19 protein-coding genes and 1 tRNA gene are annotated in these 20,444 nt (G+C 35.0%); 7 read left to right on the top strand and 13 right to left on the bottom strand.

Going from position 1 to position 20,444, the window contains the following annotated elements; translation table 11 throughout:
- The first annotated feature begins 106 nt into the window (after nt 1–106).
- Nucleotides 107–808: a tetratricopeptide repeat protein gene (locus JQC67_RS05005; RefSeq protein ID WP_203251756.1), complete on the top strand. Its 702-nt coding sequence runs from the start codon at nt 107–109 to the stop codon at nt 806–808.
- Between the two features lie 96 nt (nt 809–904).
- Here the strand turns inward: JQC67_RS05005 and JQC67_RS05000 are convergent, their stop codons facing one another.
- From JQC67_RS05000 to JQC67_RS04970, 7 genes are all read right to left on the bottom strand, one after another.
- Complete coding sequence (locus tag JQC67_RS05000; protein ID WP_238934483.1) at nt 905–1,405, bottom strand: hypothetical protein; 501 nt, start codon at nt 1,403–1,405, stop codon at nt 905–907.
- 106 nt (nt 1,406–1,511) lie between these two features.
- On the bottom strand, nt 1,512–2,882 hold the full coding sequence (gene rimK / locus JQC67_RS04995) for a 30S ribosomal protein S6--L-glutamate ligase (protein ID WP_203251754.1): 1,371 nt from the start codon (nt 2,880–2,882) through the stop codon (nt 1,512–1,514).
- Between the two features lie 36 nt (nt 2,883–2,918).
- A complete protein-coding gene (locus JQC67_RS04990; protein WP_203251753.1) occupies nt 2,919–4,445 on the bottom strand; it encodes a bifunctional GNAT family N-acetyltransferase/carbon-nitrogen hydrolase family protein in 1,527 nt (508 codons plus the stop codon).
- Nucleotides 4,446–4,522: 77 nt separating this feature from the next.
- The gene (locus JQC67_RS04985; RefSeq protein ID WP_203251752.1) at nt 4,523–4,846 is read right to left on the bottom strand and encodes a hypothetical protein; all 324 of its coding nucleotides are present in this window, start codon (nt 4,844–4,846) and stop codon (nt 4,523–4,525) included.
- 2 nt (nt 4,847–4,848) lie between these two features.
- Nucleotides 4,849–5,826 carry a deoxyhypusine synthase family protein gene (locus tag JQC67_RS04980; protein WP_203251751.1) on the bottom strand — a complete coding sequence of 326 codons (978 nt, stop codon included), beginning with the start codon at nt 5,824–5,826 and terminating at the stop codon, nt 4,849–4,851.
- Nucleotides 5,813–6,754 (bottom strand): agmatinase, encoded by a 942-nt coding sequence (gene speB / locus JQC67_RS04975; RefSeq protein WP_203251750.1) that lies wholly within the window; start codon nt 6,752–6,754, stop codon nt 5,813–5,815. Before speB ends, JQC67_RS04980 begins: the two co-directional genes overlap by 14 nt.
- A 25-nt stretch (nt 6,755–6,779) precedes the next feature.
- Nucleotides 6,780–8,240: an arginine decarboxylase gene (locus JQC67_RS04970; RefSeq protein ID WP_203251749.1), complete on the bottom strand. Its 1,461-nt coding sequence runs from the start codon at nt 8,238–8,240 to the stop codon at nt 6,780–6,782.
- A 719-nt stretch (nt 8,241–8,959) separates the two neighbouring features.
- Between JQC67_RS04970 and JQC67_RS04965 the strand changes: the two genes are divergently transcribed.
- Nucleotides 8,960–9,667, top strand: a complete 708-nt coding sequence (locus JQC67_RS04965) for a hypothetical protein (RefSeq protein ID WP_203251748.1) — start codon at nt 8,960–8,962, stop codon at nt 9,665–9,667.
- A gap of 40 nt (nt 9,668–9,707) precedes the next feature.
- Here the strand turns inward: JQC67_RS04965 and JQC67_RS04960 are convergent, their stop codons facing one another.
- The gene (locus JQC67_RS04960) at nt 9,708–11,114 is read right to left on the bottom strand and encodes a sulfatase family protein (protein ID WP_203251747.1); all 1,407 of its coding nucleotides are present in this window, start codon (nt 11,112–11,114) and stop codon (nt 9,708–9,710) included.
- Between the two features lie 71 nt (nt 11,115–11,185).
- Nucleotides 11,186–11,257, bottom strand: a tRNA-Arg gene (locus JQC67_RS04955).
- A 180-nt stretch (nt 11,258–11,437) separates the two neighbouring features.
- Here JQC67_RS04955 and JQC67_RS04950 point away from each other — a divergent pair.
- Genes JQC67_RS04950 through JQC67_RS04930 form a run of 5 tightly spaced genes read left to right on the top strand, consistent with a single transcriptional unit; the run spans nt 11,438 to nt 17,037 of the window.
- Nucleotides 11,438–12,805, top strand: coding sequence for a Gfo/Idh/MocA family protein (locus JQC67_RS04950; RefSeq protein WP_203251746.1), 1,368 nt, complete (start codon nt 11,438–11,440; stop codon nt 12,803–12,805).
- A 9-nt stretch (nt 12,806–12,814) separates the two neighbouring features.
- A complete protein-coding gene (locus tag JQC67_RS04945; RefSeq protein WP_203251745.1) occupies nt 12,815–13,798 on the top strand; it encodes a Gfo/Idh/MocA family protein in 984 nt (327 codons plus the stop codon).
- Between the two features lie 13 nt (nt 13,799–13,811).
- The gene (gene nagA, locus JQC67_RS04940) at nt 13,812–15,023 is read left to right on the top strand and encodes an N-acetylglucosamine-6-phosphate deacetylase (protein WP_203251744.1); all 1,212 of its coding nucleotides are present in this window, start codon (nt 13,812–13,814) and stop codon (nt 15,021–15,023) included.
- Between the two features lie 8 nt (nt 15,024–15,031).
- A complete protein-coding gene (locus tag JQC67_RS04935; RefSeq protein WP_203251743.1) occupies nt 15,032–16,273 on the top strand; it encodes an Nramp family divalent metal transporter in 1,242 nt (413 codons plus the stop codon).
- Between the two features lie 8 nt (nt 16,274–16,281).
- Nucleotides 16,282–17,037: a glucosamine-6-phosphate deaminase gene (locus JQC67_RS04930; protein WP_203251742.1), complete on the top strand. Its 756-nt coding sequence runs from the start codon at nt 16,282–16,284 to the stop codon at nt 17,035–17,037.
- Nucleotides 17,038–17,117: 80 nt separating this feature from the next.
- On the opposite strand, the gene JQC67_RS04925 is transcribed toward JQC67_RS04930, so the two are convergent.
- The 4 genes from JQC67_RS04925 to JQC67_RS04910 are packed head-to-tail and all read right to left on the bottom strand — an operon-like array spanning nt 17,118 to nt 20,440.
- Nucleotides 17,118–18,392 carry a TRAP transporter large permease gene (locus JQC67_RS04925; RefSeq protein ID WP_203251741.1) on the bottom strand — a complete coding sequence of 425 codons (1,275 nt, stop codon included), beginning with the start codon at nt 18,390–18,392 and terminating at the stop codon, nt 17,118–17,120.
- Nucleotides 18,389–18,853 carry a TRAP transporter small permease gene (locus JQC67_RS04920; RefSeq protein ID WP_203251740.1) on the bottom strand — a complete coding sequence of 155 codons (465 nt, stop codon included), beginning with the start codon at nt 18,851–18,853 and terminating at the stop codon, nt 18,389–18,391. Before JQC67_RS04920 ends, JQC67_RS04925 begins: the two co-directional genes overlap by 4 nt.
- Nucleotides 18,843–19,853 (bottom strand): TRAP transporter substrate-binding protein, encoded by a 1,011-nt coding sequence (locus tag JQC67_RS04915; protein ID WP_203251739.1) that lies wholly within the window; start codon nt 19,851–19,853, stop codon nt 18,843–18,845. The genes JQC67_RS04920 and JQC67_RS04915 overlap by 11 nt, the downstream gene beginning before the upstream one ends.
- 5 nt (nt 19,854–19,858) lie before the next feature.
- Nucleotides 19,859–20,440, bottom strand: a complete 582-nt coding sequence (locus JQC67_RS04910) for a RidA family protein (RefSeq protein WP_203251738.1) — start codon at nt 20,438–20,440, stop codon at nt 19,859–19,861.
- Between the last annotated feature and the right edge of the window lie 4 nt (nt 20,441–20,444).

Below are 20,444 nucleotides of genomic sequence, written 5' to 3'. Positions count from 1 at the left end.
AAGGGATGTCAGAATATGGCATCCCTTTTTCATTACCAATTTTAATGCTTTTATAACAGGTTTACCCAGATAATTTTAATAGTTTAGCGCACCAAAAATTAATAAAATGAAAAAATTACTAATTGCGCTAGTGCTACTTGTTGGCTTTGCCAGTTCAGCACAAACCACTTCTGAACTTCAAAAACACTATGAGGCATTTTATACAGAAATGCGCTTACAGGGTGATATGAATGGAGTAATTAATGCGCTAACACACTTAAACGTATTATCTCCATCTCAAGCTCGTAAAGATACCTTGGCATATATTTATGCAAATGACAATCAACATTTACAGGCTTTAAATACCATTGGTATAGAGAAACAAGATTCTGATTCAGATCTTGCAGTTCAAGTAAAAGCAATTTCTCTTAAAGCTTTAAATCAACCGAAAAGAGCGTTGGAACAATTTGAATCGTTATTTAAAAGGTCTCCAAATGCCTATTTGGCCTATGAACTAGCTGATTTAAAAATTCAAACTGGTGATGGTGCAGGCGCATCAAAAGATATTGAGTATGGCCTTGCGAATGCAAAAGATGATCAGAAATATGCCTTTTATGAAAGACAACAACCCTATGAGGTTTCTCTTAAGGCCGCGTTTACACACCTTAAAGCATTGGCACAATTCAACCTTGATAAAAATATTGACACCGCAATTGTTACAATTGACGAAGCGCTAAAAATAGACCCCAATTTCAACTTGGCAAGTCTTAGCAAACAAGCACTTGAAGCAAGAAAAAATCAACCTGCAGAGGCTGAACCAAAACAATAACAATACTTTGTATTCAAATAAAAAAGGATCAACCTTAGGTTGATCCTTTTTTATTGCTTCTAATTGAAGCTAGTTAGTCATTTAAAAATCAAATGATTACTTCTTTTTTTCTTGAAGTAAATCAATGTCAATCTTACTATTTAAAATAACATTAAATTGATTACGTAGGGCATTAAAAGCCGCTATCATCTCAATGACTGGCTCTTGCAAATCTAATCGATATTCTAGATTTCCTTTTGTTTTTAAAATATAAGTTTTCAGTGCTATCTGTCTGCTTTTTATATGTGGCCTATCAAATTCTACCGGGTATGTTGATTCAGCCATTGCTTTTTGTTTTTCTATCAAATCTTCAATTATCAATGATAAATCTTCAGAATTCTCACTAGTATAAATACTTTCAAAACTAGTTTCTAAAGCAACATATTCTGGCCACTTTGCTAAAATTTTAGCAGCTTCTGCGTTTGCAACAGCCTTTTTAGGCCACTCTTCAACATTAAAATTTATTGCCTCTGCATTACCAGCAACTTGCTTTTTATTATCCTTCTTACAGGAAAAAGCAATTAAAAAAACCAGTAATAATATGGGTGTTTTTTGCATCAAGCTAAGGTACAAATTTTAGAACTTGGTATTGATTATAGGTGCAATGTCAAGATTATTTAAAAAACCTTTCTATTGTACATACGATTATAATTAGCGTCTATTCTTAAATTGTAAATTTTAATTTTCGCTCAATTGCCATTATCATCGCGTTAGCAATATCTTTACCAGTGGCATTTTCAATACCTTCTAAACCTGGCGATGAATTAACTTCTAACAAAAGCGGACCTTTGTTTGAGCGAATAATATCAACCCCTGCAACGGCAAGATTTAATGCCTTTGCTGCCTTTAAAGCTAACTTTTTCTCTTCTGGTGTAATTTTAATGATTGATGCTTTTCCGCCTTGATGAATATTTGCCCGAAACTCTCCTTTCTCTGCTTGGCGCTGCATTGAAGCAACCACCTTATTATTCACTACAAAACATCGAATATCTTGACCATTAGCTTCTTTAATAAACTCTTGCACCAATATGTTAGTATTAACACTCTTAAAGGCATTTATGACACTCTCTGCGGCTTTATTGGTTTCAGCTAACACTACTCCTTTTCCTTGGGTGCTTTCTAATAATTTAATAATCAATGGAGCACCATTAACCATTTTAATTAAATCTTTGGTATCCATCGGAGATTTTGCAAACCCCGTTATTGGAATATTAATGTCATTTTTAGAAAATAATTGTGAAGCAAAAAGTTTGTCACGTGATTGTGTTATTGCTTCTGCTGAATTTTGACAATACGCACCTAAATTATCAAATTGTCGTATTAGCGCACAACCATAAAATGTAACGGAAGGTTTTATTCTAGGTATTACGGCATCAAATTCGGTCAGTATATTTCCACCACGATAGCGAATTTCAGGTTCCTTCGCATCCAACTTCATATATGCCAACTCTACATTCAAGAAAACAATTTCATGGCCACGAGCTTCTGCTGCCTCCATAATTCTTTTGTTGCTATATAAATTAGGATTACTAGCTAGCAGCGCTATTTTAAGGCCTGTTTTTTCTTTAAAGTATGAAGCGTATTTTTTATTTATTTCTTCGTCTGTGAATGCTTGAACTTGATAATTAACAGCTGGGTTTACTGCATAACGCTGATTTATTGCTTCTCTACCCAAAAGCATTCTGAATTCCATGGTATCACGGTTTGCTAAAGTTAGCTCAACATCAAATGTTTCACCACCCATAGTTAATGACGTTTGCACCACCAATCTTTCTTCAGAAATACCAGAAGAACTTTTCACCATTCTGCGATCTACTAAACGCGCTTCACATTCAATAGCAATACTTCTATTTTCTTGTAACGGACTAACTTCAAATTTGACCCATTCTTCAACTCCTTTATTATAAATTTTAATATTTGTCGCTTGTATTGACGAAGTTTTCGCTCCAGAATCTACACGTGCTTTAATAGCAGGTACACCAAGGTTTTTAAACACACACCACTCTTCACCGCCAATAATTTTTAAATCTTTCACTATATTTTGTTTTGATGCCCACTACTTAGAGCAATTCTATTTTTTTCTTAATTCAAAGATATCTTTTCTTCGATCTTTTAAATTTCTAACTGCGCCAAACTGATTTAATTCACGTAATAAATCAATATCAACATCAGCTATTAAAATCATTTCTGTATTTGGCGTTGCTTCAGCTTTTATACCATTTGTTGGAAACGAAAAATCACAAGGCGTAAAAACCATACTTTGCGCAAACTGTATATCCATATTTTGAACATTTGGCAAATTACCTACACTACCTGCTATTGCAACATAACATTCATTTTCTATTGCTCTGGCTTGGGCACAATGCCTAACACGTGAATAGCCATTTTGTGTGTCTGTTAAAAAGGGGATGAAAAGTATATCCATACCCTCATCCGCCAATAAACGACTTAATTCAGGAAACTCGGAATCGTAACAAATTAAAATTCCTATTTTACCACAATCGGTATCAAAAGCCTTTAGTTGCGTACCACCTTGCATACCCCAAACCTTTGCTTCATCTGGCGTTACGTGCAACTTTTCATAGCGCTCCATGCTACCATCTCTTCGACAAAGATAACCGACATTATACAATCTACCATCAATCATTTCAGGCATACTACCTGTAATTATATTGATGTTATACGAAATGGAAAATTCTGAAAATTTTTGAACGATATCTTGCGTATGCTTCGCTAGTTCTCGAATAGCATCTGGCGTAGACAAATGATTGTCTTTTGCCATTAACGGCGCATTAAAAAATTCAGGAAACAATGCAAAATCTGATCGATACCCTGATACAGCATCTATAAAATACTCGGCTTGTTGCAACAGCTCCTCTAAATCTTTATAGGGTCGCATTTGCCACTGTATTAGCCCTAATCGAATAATTGTTTTTTTTGTTGCCGCTTTTTTCGATGGTTTTTGATAATAGATATTATCCCACTCCATTAAAATAGCAAAATCATTTGACGCAGCATCCCCTTCTAAATACCCTTTCATCACTTTTGCAGGATGAAAATCATTACTTATTTGAAAGTTTAGAACAGGGTCTTGAATCTCTTTTCTACGCACCTGTGCAATATATTCTTTAGGTGTTAACTCATTTGCATACTTATGAAAATTCGGCATTCGACCACCAAAAACAATGCTTTTTAGGTTTTGTTTTTCGCACAATTCTTTTCTATAGTCATATAGCCTTCGGCCCAATCGTAAACCTCTAAATTGAGGTTTTATAAACACTTCTATTCCATAAAGAACATCGCCATTGTTGTTATGGGTATTAAATGAATAATTACCTGTAATCTGCTCATAGGTATGACTATCGTCAAAGTCGTCATAATCAACAATTATTGACAAAGCAACACCCGCCAACTGCCCATTAATTTTGATTACAACCTGGCCATCAGGAAACTTTTCAATTAATGATTTAATATGTTCTTCTTTCCAATAAGCACCAGGCATATTTGTATATGCCGAAATCATAGCCGTTTTTAATTCTTGATAATCATCAAGATCCAAAAACTTCAATTCAATATTTTCAATATCTTCTATTTTCATGATATGTGACATAAAAAAATGGGATTTTCAAAAATGAAAATCCCGGTTATCTTTTTAATACTTATGTTATTTAATTATTAATCATCATCCTCGTTATCAGCCATATCTTCTGGGTCTGGCTCTGCTACCGCAGTTGGATCATCATCTTCAAATTCTTCGTAGTCAGATTCATTATAATTCTCCATAGTGTACTCTAACTTTTCACTGATTTTCACTAAGTATTTAGTGTCTTCAGTTAAGACTTCTACAGCTTCTATGCGTTCACCATGTGCATTTCTAAATGAAATTATATCGTCATCATCATAGCCATCAGGATACCTTTCAACGGTTAGTTTTAAAACTTCTGGAGTTAATTTTTTAAAATCAACTATTACTTTTTTTAAATGTGCGTATCTGTCCATAATTACATCTTTAAAAGGTAAGCAAATATTAATGGCGCAACAATTGTTGCATCGCTTTCGATTATAAATTTTGGGGTATTAATGTCTAATTTTCCCCACGTTATCTTTTCGTTTGGTACCGCTCCTGAATATGAACCATAACTAGTTGTACTATCACTAATTTGGCAAAAATAACTCCAAAAAGGTGTGTCGGTTCGCTCCATATCTTGATACAACATTGGCACTACACAAATTGGAAAATCACCAGCAATACCACCACCAATCTGAAAAAATCCAATTCCATTTTTGGAATTATCGGTGTACCAATCAGCCAAAAAGGTCATATATTCTATACCAGATTTCATTGTGCTTGCCTTAAGCTCACCCTTCAATACGTAAGAAGCAAAAATATTACCCATTGTGCTGTCTTCCCATCCGGGGCAAACAATTGGCAAGTTTTTTTCTGCTGCAGCATACATCCAAGAGTCTTTCAAATCAATTTCATAATGCTCTTCTAATACACCAGATAGCAACAATTTGTACATATACTCGTGTGGCAGATATCGTTCGCCTTTGGCTTCAGCATCCATCCAAATTTTAACGATATGCTCTTGAATTCTTCTGAAAGCTTCCTCCTCTGGTATACAAGTATCTGTTACACGATTTAAGCCTTTCTCCAATAAATCCCACTCATCTTGCGGAGTTAAATCTCGATAATTTGGCACTCGCTTGTAATGCGAATGCGCTACCAGATTCATAATATCTTCCTCCAAGTTAGCTCCTGTACAAGATACAATTTGCACTTTATCTTGCCGAATCATTTCAGCAAATATTTTACCCAATTCAGCCGTAGACATTGCCCCAGCTAATGAAACTAACATTTTAGATCCTTGATTCAATTGGTCTTCATAACCTTTTGCAGCATCAACTAAAGCAGCCGAATTAAAATGTAGGTAATACTTTTCTATAAAATTAGAAATTGGACCTCTAGATGTCGTCATCGTCAAATTTTAAACTGTTAGTGTTGCTTTTTTGCTCAATATCATAAGTGTTGTCATAGCTATCATCTACAGATTCATCCATAAACTTATAACTCAACATTTTATAATACAACTTAGCTGCTAAAAAATCAGAAGCTTTACTGGTTTCATTTGGGCAAAGTTCAACGATATCAAAACCAACTACATTTTTCTCTGCGAACACTTGTTTCAAAAAATCTAAAGTTTCGTACCACAACAACCCACCAGGTTCTGGCGTGCCAGTAGCCGGTAAAATTGACGGATCAAGAGCATCTAAATCAAAAGTGATAAATACATTTTCTGTACAAAGATCTACTACTTTATCTACCCAAAATTCATCGTTAACCATATCATGAGCAAAAAAGGTTTTCTCCTCATCCATCACCGTTTTTTCAATGGCATCCATAGAACGAATTCCCACCTGTACTAAATTAGTGGTTTGACTTGCCTCATACACCGCACATGCATGATTAAACTTAGTGCCTTCATACGTTTCACGAAGATCCGCATGGGCATCAATATGTAATACCGTTAAATTATCAAAACACTCATTAAAAGCACGAATAGTGCCTATTGAAATTGAATGTTCACCGCCAAATAAAGTTACAAACTTATTACGCTTAATAAAGTCTTTAGTAGTTTTATGAACAGCATTTACCATTGCATCTGGTGAGGCATTTTCAGTAATTGGCATAGTCAGATGTATACCCTGTTGAAACACTTCACTATCCGTTTCAATATCATAAAGCTCCATATTTTCTGAGGCTTCCAAAAAAGCTTCAGGACCTTTATCAGCTCCTTTACCCCATGTACTTGTACCATCGTAAGGCACTGGAATCAATACTACCTTTGCAGTTTCTAACTGCCCGAATTCGTCAGCAATACCGGCGTAATTCTTTGTTGTTTTCATTTTTAATTTTTGTTGTTAACTTTATTTAGTGATGCAATGCACCTTCTTCAGATAGCATTGTTTCTTTATTTTCTTGGACATCAACCTGTGGTGTTCCGTATCCTAATATTTGCAAAAAATCTTCTGCTTTTTGCTGTGGATTAAATAATTTGGTAACTATATTTCCATCAGCATCTTTATCAATTAAAATATGTTTCGGCTGTGGTATTAAACAGTGTTGCAAACCACCATAACCCCCAATAGTTTCTTGATATGCACCTGTATTAAAGAAACCAATGTAAAGCGGTTTCTCACGTTTGTATTTTGGTAGATAGATAGCGTTCATGTTCTGCTCACTGTTATAATAATCATCACTATCACAAGTGAGTCCACCTAAAAGCACTCGTTCATATTCATCATTCCACCTGTTGATAGGCAGCATTATAAAACGCTTATTAATAGCCCAGGTATCAGGCAAGGTTGTAATGAAAGATGAATCAATCATATTCCATTTTTCACGATCGTTCTGTTGTTTTTGATATAATATTTCATAGATAGCTCCACCGCTTTCGCCCACTGTAAAACTGCCAAACTCAGTGAATATATGAGGCACTGGAACATCTGCTTCAGCACAAGTGACATTTATTTGATTGACGATTTCATCAATCATATATTGATAATCATATTCAAATGCTAAAGAGTTTTTAATAGGGAAACCACCACCAATATTTAAGCTATCTAGTGAAGGACATATCTTCTTTAGCCTCACATAAACTTTTAGACACTTCACCAATTCATTCCAATAATAAGCATTGTCTCGAATACCTGTATTAATGAAAAAATGGAGCATTTTCAACGTCACCTTATCATTACCTTGAATCTGATTCTCATAAAACGGAACAATATTTTTGTAACCAATACCCAACCTTGAGGTGTAAAACTCAAATTTAGGCTCCTCTTCAGATGCAATACGTATACCTACTTGAAAGTCATCTTTTATGACATCTGAAAGCAAATCAATTTCTTCGTAATTATCAATAATAGGAATGCAATTTCGATGCCCACCATTTATAAGGCGACCAATATTTTCAACATATTGCGCACGTTTGAACCCATTACAGATAACAAAAGTGTCATTTTTAATTTTACCTACTTCTTTCAATTGCTCTATAATATTTATATCAAAAGCTGAGGAGGTTTCAATATGAATATCATTATTCAAGGCCTCATGCAAAACATGCTGAAAATGAGAACTTTTTGTACAATAACAATATTTATAATTCCCCTTATACTGGTGCTTTTCAATTGCGTTAGCAAACCAAGTTTTAGCCTTATTAATATTATCAGATATTTTTGGTAAATAGGTGAATTTTAACGGACTGCCATATTCTGCAACCAATTCGTTTAATTCAATTCCGTGAAAGCGTAAATGTTCTCCCTCTAAGGTAAATTCTTCTTGAGGAAACTCATAGGTTTGATCAATTAGATCAATATATTTTGTGTTCATTACTGATACTTAATTAAAATAGAAAATTCGACAATAGTTATAGCAAACGTGTTTGCTAATCATTAAAAAATTGCAATGAAATTCTATCTCAGATAATTATCTGTTTTTGAGTAGTAGGTAGGAAAAAGTAGTCGTGCTGGCTGCCGACAATTTCAAAAATAACAGAAGTTAGCTTTAAAATTCGGTCACCTATCTGATAGGTTGTTATGAGGTTTGACTTCTTAATTCCCCATAACCCGAACATAGAAACATGGTTCATAATGTTCAGCTAGTGCTAAATAATCAAATCTTTATTATTTCGATTTGACTCAGCAAAACAAATCAAAATTTTTGAATAAGCAACATTTTTCGAATAAATTACGATATATGGTTGAAAAAAGTTTTCGATACGTATTCTTAATAGCTTATATTAATCACAATTCACTCATTTATAGTTCATTAAAAACAAATATTATTAATTCAAAGTCTTGAAAAAATATCCGAATTTTTCGATATTGCTCTCAATATTCCTTATTAGTGGTAAATAAAAAGATAATCAGCACTTCTTTTTTGGCTAAAAACGACAGCCTATGTCTAACTAAATTTATTAAGTTGGCAAGGTAAAGTAATAATCAATTATTCAAATTCACTTTTTTCAATGTAGAGGTATGTCATTTTTAATGATTTAAATATTATCAAATCTTTATATTTGAAAATACCTTTTAATAATTATACTGACTATGAAACATCCATTTCATTTAAAGCCCCTAGTGTTGATATTCTGTTTCGTAATAGGATTGAATGTTTCAGCCCAAATTAAACCGGGTATTTACACCTCAGATTTAGACAATGTTATTCATGAGCTTAAAATCACTGATGATTATATGATTCACAGTATTTATGAAAAAACCCCAGCTAGATTTATTAAAACCGAAGGCGGTTTTTATACCATAGAAGATTCTGAATTGAGAGTTAAGTTAGAATTTAATTCAAACTATTCAGGCGACACTATTTCTTCATTAAGTATTCCCTTCACAATCAAAAATGACCAATTGATACTAGGCACCACTCCCAAATTGATTTTTGATAAATCTAAAGCTAAGAAGCAAGATTTAGATGGCCAATGGTTATTTGCTACTCGTGGCCCAGATTCTGGACAAGAGCGCAGAGGAGAAAAAAGCGCAAGAAAAACATTGAAATTTCTTAAGGATGGTAAATTTCAATGGATTGCTTACAATACTGATACATTTGAATTTCACGGAACTGGCGGTGGCACTTTCACGTCAAATAATGGAAACTATACCGAAAACATCGAATACTTCTCAAAAGACAATTCAAGAGTTGGCGCTACTTTAAAGTTTCAGTATGAACTTAAGAATGATGATTGGCATCACACAGGAAACAACAGTAAAGGAGAACCAATGTATGAAATATGGTCGAAGCGTTAATAATATTAATCGTAATTACAAGAGAGCATCTGAACTTTAATTAATCAAACCAAACTGTTTCAAAATCTAATCGAAGATTTGCCAATATGTTTTTATGGTCATCACTAGTTGTAAAATGTTTTGTTTCGAAAGGGTCAAGGTTTAAATCTAATAATTGTTCTTCTTCATCCACACCAAAATAACGTATGAATTTATATCCATCTTCATGTACAACCATACGACCCACCTCAGTTTCAACACCTAAGGTTTTACGCCAGTTGGTCTCGCCCTCTAGTAACGATTTTATACTCAAACCCCTTGGATCCGAAGCTCCTTTTAGTCCGGCATAATCGGTAATTGTGGGAAGCAAATCTAGTCCATTCGAAATCAAATGTTTATCATCTACCACTCCAGCAGGAATCTTACCCTTCCACATCATTAAAAAAGGAACATTAGCAGACTCTTCATAAGGTGTAGATTTATGTTCCATTCGATGTGAACTATCCATATCTCCATGGTCTGAGGAGAATACAATTAAAGTATTCTCTTCTTGACCCGATTCACGAACTGCATCAAGCACCGTTTGAATTTGATGATCCACAGTTTCAGTTAAACGACAATAGGCCCATCGGTGCAAACGCCAATTTTCATCAGTATATTCTTCCCTAGCCTTTTTTCTAAAATTACGCTGATTTAAGAGTGCCTGAATTGCTTTTGGCTCTCCTTCTTGTGGCTCATAGTTTGGTGGTAAGGGTGGTGCGTACGATTTATAAAATTCGTCATCCGTTACTCCTTTTGGTTTTACTAGTGCTTTATCTAAAGTTGATACTTCTTGAACCCCAGTTGAAACAAGCCTTTTCTCATGATCGGTCTCAGCAAAATCACGAATTGCCATATAGCAAATGTCGTGTGGATTTATTAAGGAAACCACCATAAAATAAGGATTTCTTGGCTTACTATTAATGATTTTTGCAGCGTCCTTAGCTAGCTCCGATCTTTCATCTTTACTAAATATGGTAAAACCATGTGCTTCAGGCAAAAGTGGTTTTGGTAAATGTTGTTTTCCACCAAAGTACAAATCATAACCTGCTTTTTTTAACCATGATGCAATTGTTGTATTCTTTACTTCATCTGATATTTCAGATACCCGAATAGCTCCCCAATTTTCATATACTTTATCTCCCTTATTATCTGTAAAACTTCCAGGAAAACGGCCAGTCATTAAACTTATTCGGGAGGGTGTACAAACCGGATTTGTAACGTAAGCGCGAGTAAATCGAACTCCATTTTCTGCAATATAATCCATTGCTGGAGTCTTGAGCCACTCATTTCCAGCACAACTCATCATTGAAGCATTTTGTTGATCGGTAAATATGTAAATGATATTAGGTTTTTCAGTATTCTGTGCATAAGAACTACGAACCATAAGAATTGCAAAAACTAATAAAACGACTCTTAATTTAATCATGATTTTCTGTTTTAGTCTTATCAAGTAAGATACTAATTAAAATTTTCGATTGGTGCAACGGAAATAATTAGTAGCCCCGGCAAGAATCGAACTTGCATCTAAAGTTTAGGAAACTTCTATTCTATCCATTGAACTACGGGGCCAAATAAATGTAGCCTAAAATAATGCATTTTTTCTAAGGTCATAATGCACTATTCATAAGAAGTTGCTTCAAAATTGTTACTAGTAAAAAGACTTCATTATTTATTGAGTTACACTTGTTATTTGCAAACACCTTTTAGTATCTTGTAAGCTGTGTTTTATTACACATTCAAACTAACATTATGTCAAAAAAAGAAAAAACTCAGCCGTCTGGTAATGATGGCTCTCGAAGAAAATTCATCAAGAAAAGCTCAATGGCCTTTTTAGCCGGAAGCATTTTACCACAATTTAGCGCCAAAAGTTATAGTCAAATTATCGGCGCCAACGAAAGAATTAATGCATCCGTTATGGGTGTCAATAGTCGCGGAAACGCACTTGCACAGAATTTTGCTAGTCAAAATAATTGCGATGTGGTTCATGTTTGCGATGTTGATACGAGAGCTATAACAAAATGTGTGACGGCTTTGAAAGACCGACAATCGAATAAAGTGAAGACTTATACTGATTTTAGAAAATCATTAGAAAGCAAAGATGTGGACGTTCTGGTTATTGCTGCACCTGACCACTGGCACGCACCGGCTTCACTTTTAGCCATGCAAGCAGATAAGCATGTTTATGTTGAAAAGCCTTGTAGTCATAATCCTAACGAAGGTGAAATTCTTGTTGAGGCTGCTAAGAAGTACAATAAGATTGTACAAATGGGCAATCAACGTCGTTCATGGCCAAATGTTATTGCAGGTATCAATGCTCTTAAAAATGGAGAAATTGGCAATGTCTATTTCGGCAAAGGATGGTACACAAATAATAGAGCCTCAATTGGTATTGGCAAAGAAACTGCCGTACCGGAATGGCTTGATTGGGAACTATGGCAAGGACCGGCTCCTAGAAAAAACTTCAAAGATAATCTTGTACATTATAATTGGCACTGGCATTGGCACTGGGGTACTGGTGAAGCCCTGAACAACGGCACTCACATGGTTGACCTTTTACGTTGGGGTATGAATGCAGAATTCCCTACAAAGGTAAGTTCAAGTGGCGGTAGATATCGATATCAAGATGATTGGGAAACTCCTGACACACAGGTTATAAATCTTGATTTTGACAATAACACATCAATGTCTTGGGAAGGTAGAAGTTGTAATGGAAAACCAATTGAAGGTAGCTCAGTAGGAGTTATGTTTTATGGTGACAATGGTAGTTTACTTATTCCGGGAGGCGATAGCTATACACTTTTTGATTTGAAAGGAAAAATTGTACGAGAGGTTAAACCTTCTGAAGTTATTGACCCTAGAAACAAAAGTAATCCTGCCGAAAAACTAGATGCATTACACATCCAAAATATGTTCGAAGGCATTCGTAATGGAGGCAATTTGAATGCGGATGTAGATTCTGGACACAAAAGTACTTTACTGGTACAATTAGGTAATATCGCACAACGTGTTGGACAATCATTGAATATTGATAAAGCCAACGGCCATATTATAAATAATACTGATGCCCAAAAACTTTGGAGTAGACAATACGAGAACGGATGGGAAATGAAATTATAAGAATCATATATGGAAAATAGAAGAACTTTTCTAAATAAATTAGGTAAGGGTTCTGCCCTTTCAGCAATAGCACTTTCAAGTCCGGTTTCATTGTTTTCACAATTTGATTCTAAAAAAGGTGACATGGTAAAACCTTTTAAAATCGGTATTATTGGAGCAGAAAATTCACATACAGCTGGTTTTGGCAAACTTTTTAATATAGATAAAGCCTTCCCTGGTATGGAAGTTAAATATGTATGGGGTGAGACTGAAGAATTCGCTAAAATTGCCATGGAAAAAGGGAACATCCCAAAAATGGTAAAAGACCCGAATGATATGCTTGGCAAAATCGATGGTCTAATTGTAGACCATCGTCACGGAAAATTCCACCTAGAGCCGGCAATTCCATTTATAAAGGCAGGTATTCCAACTTTTATTGACAAACCTTTCTGCTATAGATCTGAAGAAGGAAAAGCTTTTTTAGCACTTGCTAGAAAACATGGCACACCAGTTACATCATTCAGCTCAATTGCCCATAGTTATGAGACGTTTGACATAAAAGAACAACTAAAAGAATATAAAGAAATCAATCAAGTAGTGCGTTATGGCCCTGTTAAATTAGATTCAGAATATGGTGGCATCTTCTTTTATGGAGCTCATATTCTGCAACCTGTTTTATATCTTTTCGGTGATAACGTGGAAAAAGTTCAAGTGCATGTAAATGGAATAAATAGCAGCGCTAGTTTAGTTTTTAAAAATGGCATGTTGGTAACGCTTATATCTACAACTAAAAAATACGGTTGGCAGACCCACATCGAAACTGAGGAAGGAATTATTCCACTTCAAGCAAAATCAAAAGACCAATCACCTGGCAAAAACTATGTTGATATGGTAGAGATGTTCAAAACTGGTAAAGAACCACGAAGTCATGAAAGCATTTTGTATTGTGTTACCGTACTTGAAGCTCTTGAAAAATCAATTAATAGCGGACAATGGGAAACTGTTCAAGCTTAAATCAAAAAATTTAATGAAAATATATATTACCTATTTAACCGTAATGTTAGCATTTCTAACAACGGTACAATCTCAAGAAAAACTTATGCTAAAAGGTCTTTCCTATTCGGATGAAACACCAATTTCAATAGCCCTTGACAACGGAAAAATTAAATCTGTTCAACAATTGAAAGATGCCCCGAGCAAACATAAAACCTACATCGCTCCTGGACTAATTGATGTTCAGATTAATGGGTATATGGGAGTCGATTTCTCAGGACCAGACCTTACAGTTGAAGGCGTGAAAAAGGCAACCAAAGCGCTTTGGAAAGCAGGTGTAACAACCTACTTCCCAACAATCATTACTAGTGATATTGAACAAATTAAAAAGAACTTTGCCATATTAGCAGAAGCTAGAAAAGATCCGGAAATCGGAAAATCTATTCCTGGTTTTCATCTTGAAGGCCCTTATATTTCTCCAATAGCTGGCTTTAGAGGAGCACATCTTGAAAAATACATTAAAGCTCCTGACTGGAAGGAATTTCAAGAAATACTGAAAGCCTCAGACAATGGCATTTTAGTGATTACTATTGCTCCTGAATTGGAAGGTGCAATTGAATTTATTAAAAACTGTGTCGCAAACGGAGTAACAGTTTCTTTAGGTCATCATAATGGTACGGCTGCTCAAATTCAAGCAGCTGTTGATGCTGGTGCAAAAATGGCCACTCACCTTGGTAATGGTTGTGCCAACGAAATCAACAGACATCATAATCCACTTTGGCCACAACTTTCTAACGATGCAATTACAACCAGTATTATTACCGATGGTTTTCATTTGACCCGAGAAGAAGTAAGAACTTTTTACAAAGCTAAAGGTGTCGAAAATACAATTATTGTATCTGATGCATTAGATTTAGCAGGGCTCCCTCCTGGTGAATATACAAGAGGTGAACGCACTTTATTATTAACTCCAGAAGTTGTAAAACTACCTAAAGAAAACGTATTGGCAGGGGCTGCTTCGCCAATAAGTAAATGTGTTGGAGTGATGATGGAATTCACAGGCTGCTCATTAAATAACGCCATTAAAATGGCTAGTACAAATCCTGCAAAACTTTTTTCATTAGATAAAATTGGCACTATCGACAAAGGTAAACGAGCTGATTTAATTGTGTTCACATTAGAAAATAATGTGCTAACTATTTCCGAAACTTATATTAATGGTGAGTTAGTTTATTCACTCAATTAAACATCTGAATGAAAAATAAATCATTACTTAAAAAAATATTATTAGGCTTAAGCGCAGTTGGTCCAGGTCTCTTTTTAATCGGATATAATATTGGTACAGGTAGCGTTACCACAATGGCAAAAACGGGTGCTGAACATGGCATGGGCCTTTTTTGGGCATTGGTGTTATCCTGTATTTTTACCTATGTTCTTATGGTTGCCTACGGCAAAGTCACTTTGGTAAGTGGCAAAACCGCACTATTTAATTTTAAAACAGAATTTAAATGGGGATGGGTATTATCGCTCTATATTATTATCGCCCTTATAATTGGTGAATTATTAGCACTAATGGGTGTGATGGGTATTGTTGCCGATTTAGTTCAAGAAGGATTTCGAATAGCATTTGACGGACTAGAAGTAAATACGTTCTGGATTATTCTCTTTTTCAGTATCATTCTCTTATTTCTTTTATGGTATGGTCGTTATCAAGTATTTGAAAAAATTCTGACGGTACTGGTGATTTTAATGGGACTCTCTTTTATCGTTGTATTTTTTATGGTTAAACCTAGTTTCTCAAGTATAGCCGAAGGTATAATACCTAGTATACCTGACACGCCAGGTGCTTTCGGACTCATCGCAGCAATTGCAGGCACTACATGTTCTGCCGCCGTATTTATAATGCGTAGTACAGTGGTAGCGGAAAAAGGTTGGGGCATTTCAGACCTTAAAACAGAAAAGAAAGATTCTTTTGTTTCTGCGGCTACAATGTTATTATTAAGTGGTGTAATCATGGCAGTAGCCGCAGGCACCTTGCACATCTCTGGTCTTAAACTTGAGAACACTGTTGAAATGATTGGACTTTTTGAACCTTTGGGTGGTAAACTTGCTGCTTTTGTTTTAATAATCGGAATTGCTGGCGCAGGACTTTCCACTATTTTTCCAATCGTATTAATTGCACCTTGGTTGGTAGCTGATTATACTGGTAAACCTAGAAACATTCATTCTAAACAATCACGATGGATGATTTTTATAGCCATGCTTTTTACATTTGGCACCGTTTTCTTAGAAGAACGTCCGCCTGCCTTAATGGTTTTTTCGCAGGCATTTCAAGCCTGTATATTACCTGCAGTTGCCATACCGGTTTTTATTTTAATTAATAAAAAAGGGCTAATGAATAAAAACACTGCAAGCAAAGGATTAAACTTTGGAATCATTTTAGTGATTCTATTTTCTATAATAACTTCTTGGTTGGCAATAGCAGAATTCTTTTAATATAAGAAATGAAAACATTTACAGTTGATAATTTAAAAGTGGCAGCTTACAATGAAACATCCAGTATGGGTGAAGCTGCCGCAAATTTTGTACATCAAAAATTACAAGAGGCATTACAAGAAAAAGACGCTGCTAATATGATTTTAGCAACCGGTTCTTCACAATTTTCTTTTTTAGAAGCTCTACAAAAAAAAGATATCGATTGGCAAAAAATAACTGTTTTTCATTTGGATGAATACATAGGTATTTCAGAAGAACATCCGGCTAGTTTTAGAAAGTATTTGAAAGAACGCATTCTAAATGCCGTCGCCCCAAAAAAGGTTTATTATTTAGAAGGTGATGCAAATGATTTAGATAAAGTTATGGAAGATTATGCTGCTGAACTTCGTGCTCATCCTATTGATATTGCATGCATAGGTATTGGTGAAAATGGTCATATTGCTTTTAATGACCCTCCAATTGCTGATTTTAATGACCCTAAACTTGTAAAAATAGCTGATCTTGATGACGCTTGTCGCAATCAACAACTTGGTGAAGGTTGGTTTCCCACTTTTGATGATGTTCCAAAACAAGCCTTATCCTTAACTATTCCAGCAATAATGAGTTGTAAAACTATTAGCTGTGTAGTACCTGATGAACGTAAATCTGACGCAGTACGCAACACACTTTACAATGAAGTAAGTACATCTTGCCCTGCAACCATTTTACGAACGCATAGTGACACTACATTATTTTTAGATCAGAATTCTGCATCGAAAATTTAAGGTAGCTCAAAACAACTAAAATCACTTTTTATGGAAGTTGATAGGGAAAACATTGTTAAAAAATAACGACATAAAAATCGCTATTCAATAAATAAATTAGGAAGCCATAACGAAATTTCAGGAACTAAGGTCACCAAAATTAAAACCAAGAAGCTAACTATTAGAAATGGAAATCCGGCTTTACTAACCGAACCGATTGATATTTTACCGATACTTGAAGCTACAAAAAGACAAACACCAACAGGAGGTGTAGTTAACCCTATAATCAAATTTAATACCGCTATTACAGCAAAATGAATTGGATCTACATCTACTGCTAATGCTACTTTCAATAAAATAGGAAATAGTATCAACAGGGCTGCTATAGTCTCCATAAAAGTTCCCACTATTATCAATAAAATATTAATAAGCAAAAGCACCACATACTTGTTAGTTGTAAACCCTAATATTTCAGCTGAAATTGCTTGTGGTATTTGCTCTGTAATTAATATAAAGCCAAATAAATTTGCAAAACCTACCAGCACCATTAACGAAGCTGAAGTTTTCATACTATCTAATAGTACAACTTGAATATTCTTGAAGTTTAATTTTTTATAAACAAATAACCCAATAACTAGTGCGTATAATACGGCAACTATTGATGCTTCTGTAGGTGTAAATATTCCACCAATAATTCCATATAGAATAATAAACGTCATTAATAAAGACCAAAAAGTGTCAACAAAACCTCTTGCAACTTCTCCTAAACTACTACGCTTGTGCTTGGGGTAATTTTTCTTTTTAGAAATAAAATAGGCTGTAAATAAAAGTCCAAGCCCTAAAAGTAAACCTGGCAAAGCACCAGCCAAAAATAGTTTTCCGACAGACAATCCACTAAGCGTAGCTGCAATAATCATGGGCACACTTGGTGGAATAATTGGTCCAACTGTTGAAGAAGCAGCCGTTACTGCACAAGAAAAATCGGTGTCATAACCTTCCTTTTTCATCGCAGGTATCATTATAGAGCCCATACTAGCGGTATCTGAAATTGCAGTACCTGAAATGCCTGCAAAAAGCATTGACGCTCCTATATTTACAAGGGCAAGTCCACCTCTAATATGGCCTAATAAATGGTTGCAAAATGTTATTATTTTTTCAGTTAAACCGCCATGGTTCATCAAATTACCCGCCATAATAAATCCAGGTACACTTAACAGCACAAAGACATCAATACCCGAATACATCTTTATCGGCACCACAATTAGCGGAACACCCTTTAACAATAAATAACTCAAACAAGCTAAACCCAATGAAAAAGCAATTGGAAAACGGAGAACTAAACATATCACAAAAACTATGACTAATACCCAAATCATATGTTCTTGTTCTTAAAACTCTTACGAATCGTTATGGATAAATAATAGCAAATTGAGACGGACATTATAAACATACTAAAGAATGCCAGACCCATTGTAAACCCCATACTGGGCGATTTTTCAGCCATACCTTGCAACACAAACTGTATAGAATACACAGCAAAAATCGCAAATAAAATGAATGTTATTATAGGAATAGCTTTCAATAAAAATTGTTGCGCTTTTTTTGAAAAACTATTAAAGAAAACATCTAAGTGAACATAATAATTATTTTTCATTGCTAAGCCTGCAGCAAATGCCATTGCATAAATAAATAAAATACGTGAAGCTTCTTCGGTCCACGAAGGTGTTGCAATTGGCGTAAAACGACAAATTACCTGTATTGATACGGCTGCAATAAGACCCCAAGTACTTACAAGCACACCATACTTTAAAATACGACCTATAGCTTTATGCAGCATCTTTTTTGGCCTTGAGTTGATGATATAACTTTTGCATTTCAGGAGAAAGACTATCGTAAATAGCTTTTTCACATTTTTCTTGAAAGGCATCTTTATCAACTTCAATAAACTCCATGCCTTTTGCCTTTAATTCTTCTTGAACATTTTTCTCATTCTCTAAAAAGAGATTGTGTTCATATTTCTGCATGTCTTTTCCGGCTTGCAATACTATTGCTTGTAAATCTTCAGGTAATTTTTGAAATTGCTTTTCACCTATCACCGGATATACCCAACTTAGGACATGCCCTGTGAGATTAACATACTTTTGAACCTCTGCAAAACCGGCATTATTTATCATTGCAAACGGATTCTCTTGTGCTTCAATAGTGCCTTGTTGCAAAGATGTGAAAACTTCAGAAAATGCCATTGGTGTAGGCTTAGCCCCAAGCGCCGTCCAAGCTTCAACAAAAGAAGGAACATTAGGCACTCGAATTATCAAACCTTTTAAATCATCAGGATGCCGGATTGGTCTGTTTGACGTCAAATGCCTTTCACCACGTTGAAAATGACCTAAGGAACGTAAACCTGACTTTTCAATCATTTCTTTTTCCATCAATTTTGCCACAGGTCCTTTAATATAGCGTGCCATATCTACCGAATCTTGCATCAAAAAAGGAAGTTCGCAAAATGTTGCCACCTCAAACCAATTTGTCAAAGTAGAACCAGTGGTAGTTATATCTATGACTTCGGCTTGAATTAGACGTATTGCTTCTATTTCTTTTGCTAGTTGTTCTGAAGGATATATTTCTACTTTTATTCTCCCTTCTGAACGCTCTTCAATAATTTTACCGAAATAATCAAAAGCCTTATACCACGTATGATTTTCATTAACCAAAAGCGCTGTTCTCAGCAAATATTGGGGCTCTTCTTGCTTTGATTTACAACTCAAGAGCAATAGAATAGCAAACAAGAGCAAAAGTGCCCTCGCCGTTAATTTCGCTATGTGCTCTTTATTTTCCATTTTAATTAATCATATACCTCTATAACCATGTCAATTTCTACTGGAATATTTCCCGGCAAAGACCCCATGCCCACAGCAGCACGTGCATGTTTTCCTCTTTCACCAAAAACTGCAACCATTAAATCTGAATAACCATTAATCACTTTAGGATGATCACCAAAATCAGGTGATGCATTCACCATACCCTTCACTTTGATTATTCTTTTTACTTTATTTAAATTACCTAATTCACCTTTTAGAACTGATAATTGGTTGATACCCGTAATTCTTGCGGCTTCATAGCCCTCTTCAATTGTTAGATCTACTCCTACTTTACCCGTAATATCTTCTCCATCTGCTTTCTTTGGACCTTTACCTGCTAAGAAAATTAGATTACCAGTACGCACCGCATTAACATAATTTGCCACAGGTGCGGATGGTGTTGATAAAGTAATTCCGAGTTCGCTTAATTTCGCCTCAGGATTATAGTTAGGATCTATGACATCTTCTACTTTAGACACTTCTTCTACTTCTTCCTTTTGCTCAATAACTTGATTGCATGAAACAACTAATATCAAAGCAACAATGATTAAAATATTTCTCAACATTCTA

Origin of the sequence: Aurantibacter crassamenti, assembly GCF_016811105.1 — a bacterium.
Taxonomy (GTDB): domain Bacteria; phylum Bacteroidota; class Bacteroidia; order Flavobacteriales; family Flavobacteriaceae; genus Aurantibacter_A; species Aurantibacter_A crassamenti.
The sequence above is the reverse complement of the archived record's forward strand: the minus strand, read 5'-3'. Positions and strand labels throughout refer to the sequence as shown.

What these genes read in the sequence shown, in the direction of transcription:
- JQC67_RS05005 (WP_203251756.1), top strand. Translation starts at nt 107, where the DNA reads ATGAAAAAATTACTAATTGCGCTAGTGCTACTTGTTGGCTTTGCCAGT.
- JQC67_RS05000 (WP_238934483.1), bottom strand. Translation starts at nt 1,405, where the DNA reads ATGCAAAAAACACCCATATTATTACTGGTTTTTTTAATTGCTTTTTCC.
- JQC67_RS04990 (WP_203251753.1), bottom strand. Translation starts at nt 4,445, where the DNA reads ATGAAAATAGAAGATATTGAAAATATTGAATTGAAGTTTTTGGATCTT.
- JQC67_RS04985 (WP_203251752.1), bottom strand. Translation starts at nt 4,846, where the DNA reads ATGGACAGATACGCACATTTAAAAAAAGTAATAGTTGATTTTAAAAAA.
- JQC67_RS04980 (WP_203251751.1), bottom strand. Translation starts at nt 5,826, where the DNA reads ATGACGACATCTAGAGGTCCAATTTCTAATTTTATAGAAAAGTATTAC.
- speB (WP_203251750.1), bottom strand. Translation starts at nt 6,754, where the DNA reads ATGAAAACAACAAAGAATTACGCCGGTATTGCTGACGAATTCGGGCAG.
- JQC67_RS04970 (WP_203251749.1), bottom strand. Translation starts at nt 8,240, where the DNA reads ATGAACACAAAATATATTGATCTAATTGATCAAACCTATGAGTTTCCT.
- JQC67_RS04965 (WP_203251748.1), top strand. Translation starts at nt 8,960, where the DNA reads ATGAAACATCCATTTCATTTAAAGCCCCTAGTGTTGATATTCTGTTTC.
- JQC67_RS04960 (WP_203251747.1), bottom strand. Translation starts at nt 11,114, where the DNA reads ATGATTAAATTAAGAGTCGTTTTATTAGTTTTTGCAATTCTTATGGTT.
- JQC67_RS04950 (WP_203251746.1), top strand. Translation starts at nt 11,438, where the DNA reads ATGTCAAAAAAAGAAAAAACTCAGCCGTCTGGTAATGATGGCTCTCGA.
- JQC67_RS04945 (WP_203251745.1), top strand. Translation starts at nt 12,815, where the DNA reads ATGGAAAATAGAAGAACTTTTCTAAATAAATTAGGTAAGGGTTCTGCC.
- nagA (WP_203251744.1), top strand. Translation starts at nt 13,812, where the DNA reads ATGAAAATATATATTACCTATTTAACCGTAATGTTAGCATTTCTAACA.
- JQC67_RS04935 (WP_203251743.1), top strand. Translation starts at nt 15,032, where the DNA reads ATGAAAAATAAATCATTACTTAAAAAAATATTATTAGGCTTAAGCGCA.
- JQC67_RS04930 (WP_203251742.1), top strand. Translation starts at nt 16,282, where the DNA reads ATGAAAACATTTACAGTTGATAATTTAAAAGTGGCAGCTTACAATGAA.
- JQC67_RS04925 (WP_203251741.1), bottom strand. Translation starts at nt 18,392, where the DNA reads ATGATTTGGGTATTAGTCATAGTTTTTGTGATATGTTTAGTTCTCCGT.
- JQC67_RS04920 (WP_203251740.1), bottom strand. Translation starts at nt 18,853, where the DNA reads ATGCTGCATAAAGCTATAGGTCGTATTTTAAAGTATGGTGTGCTTGTA.
- JQC67_RS04915 (WP_203251739.1), bottom strand. Translation starts at nt 19,853, where the DNA reads ATGGAAAATAAAGAGCACATAGCGAAATTAACGGCGAGGGCACTTTTG.
- JQC67_RS04910 (WP_203251738.1), bottom strand. Translation starts at nt 20,440, where the DNA reads ATGTTGAGAAATATTTTAATCATTGTTGCTTTGATATTAGTTGTTTCA.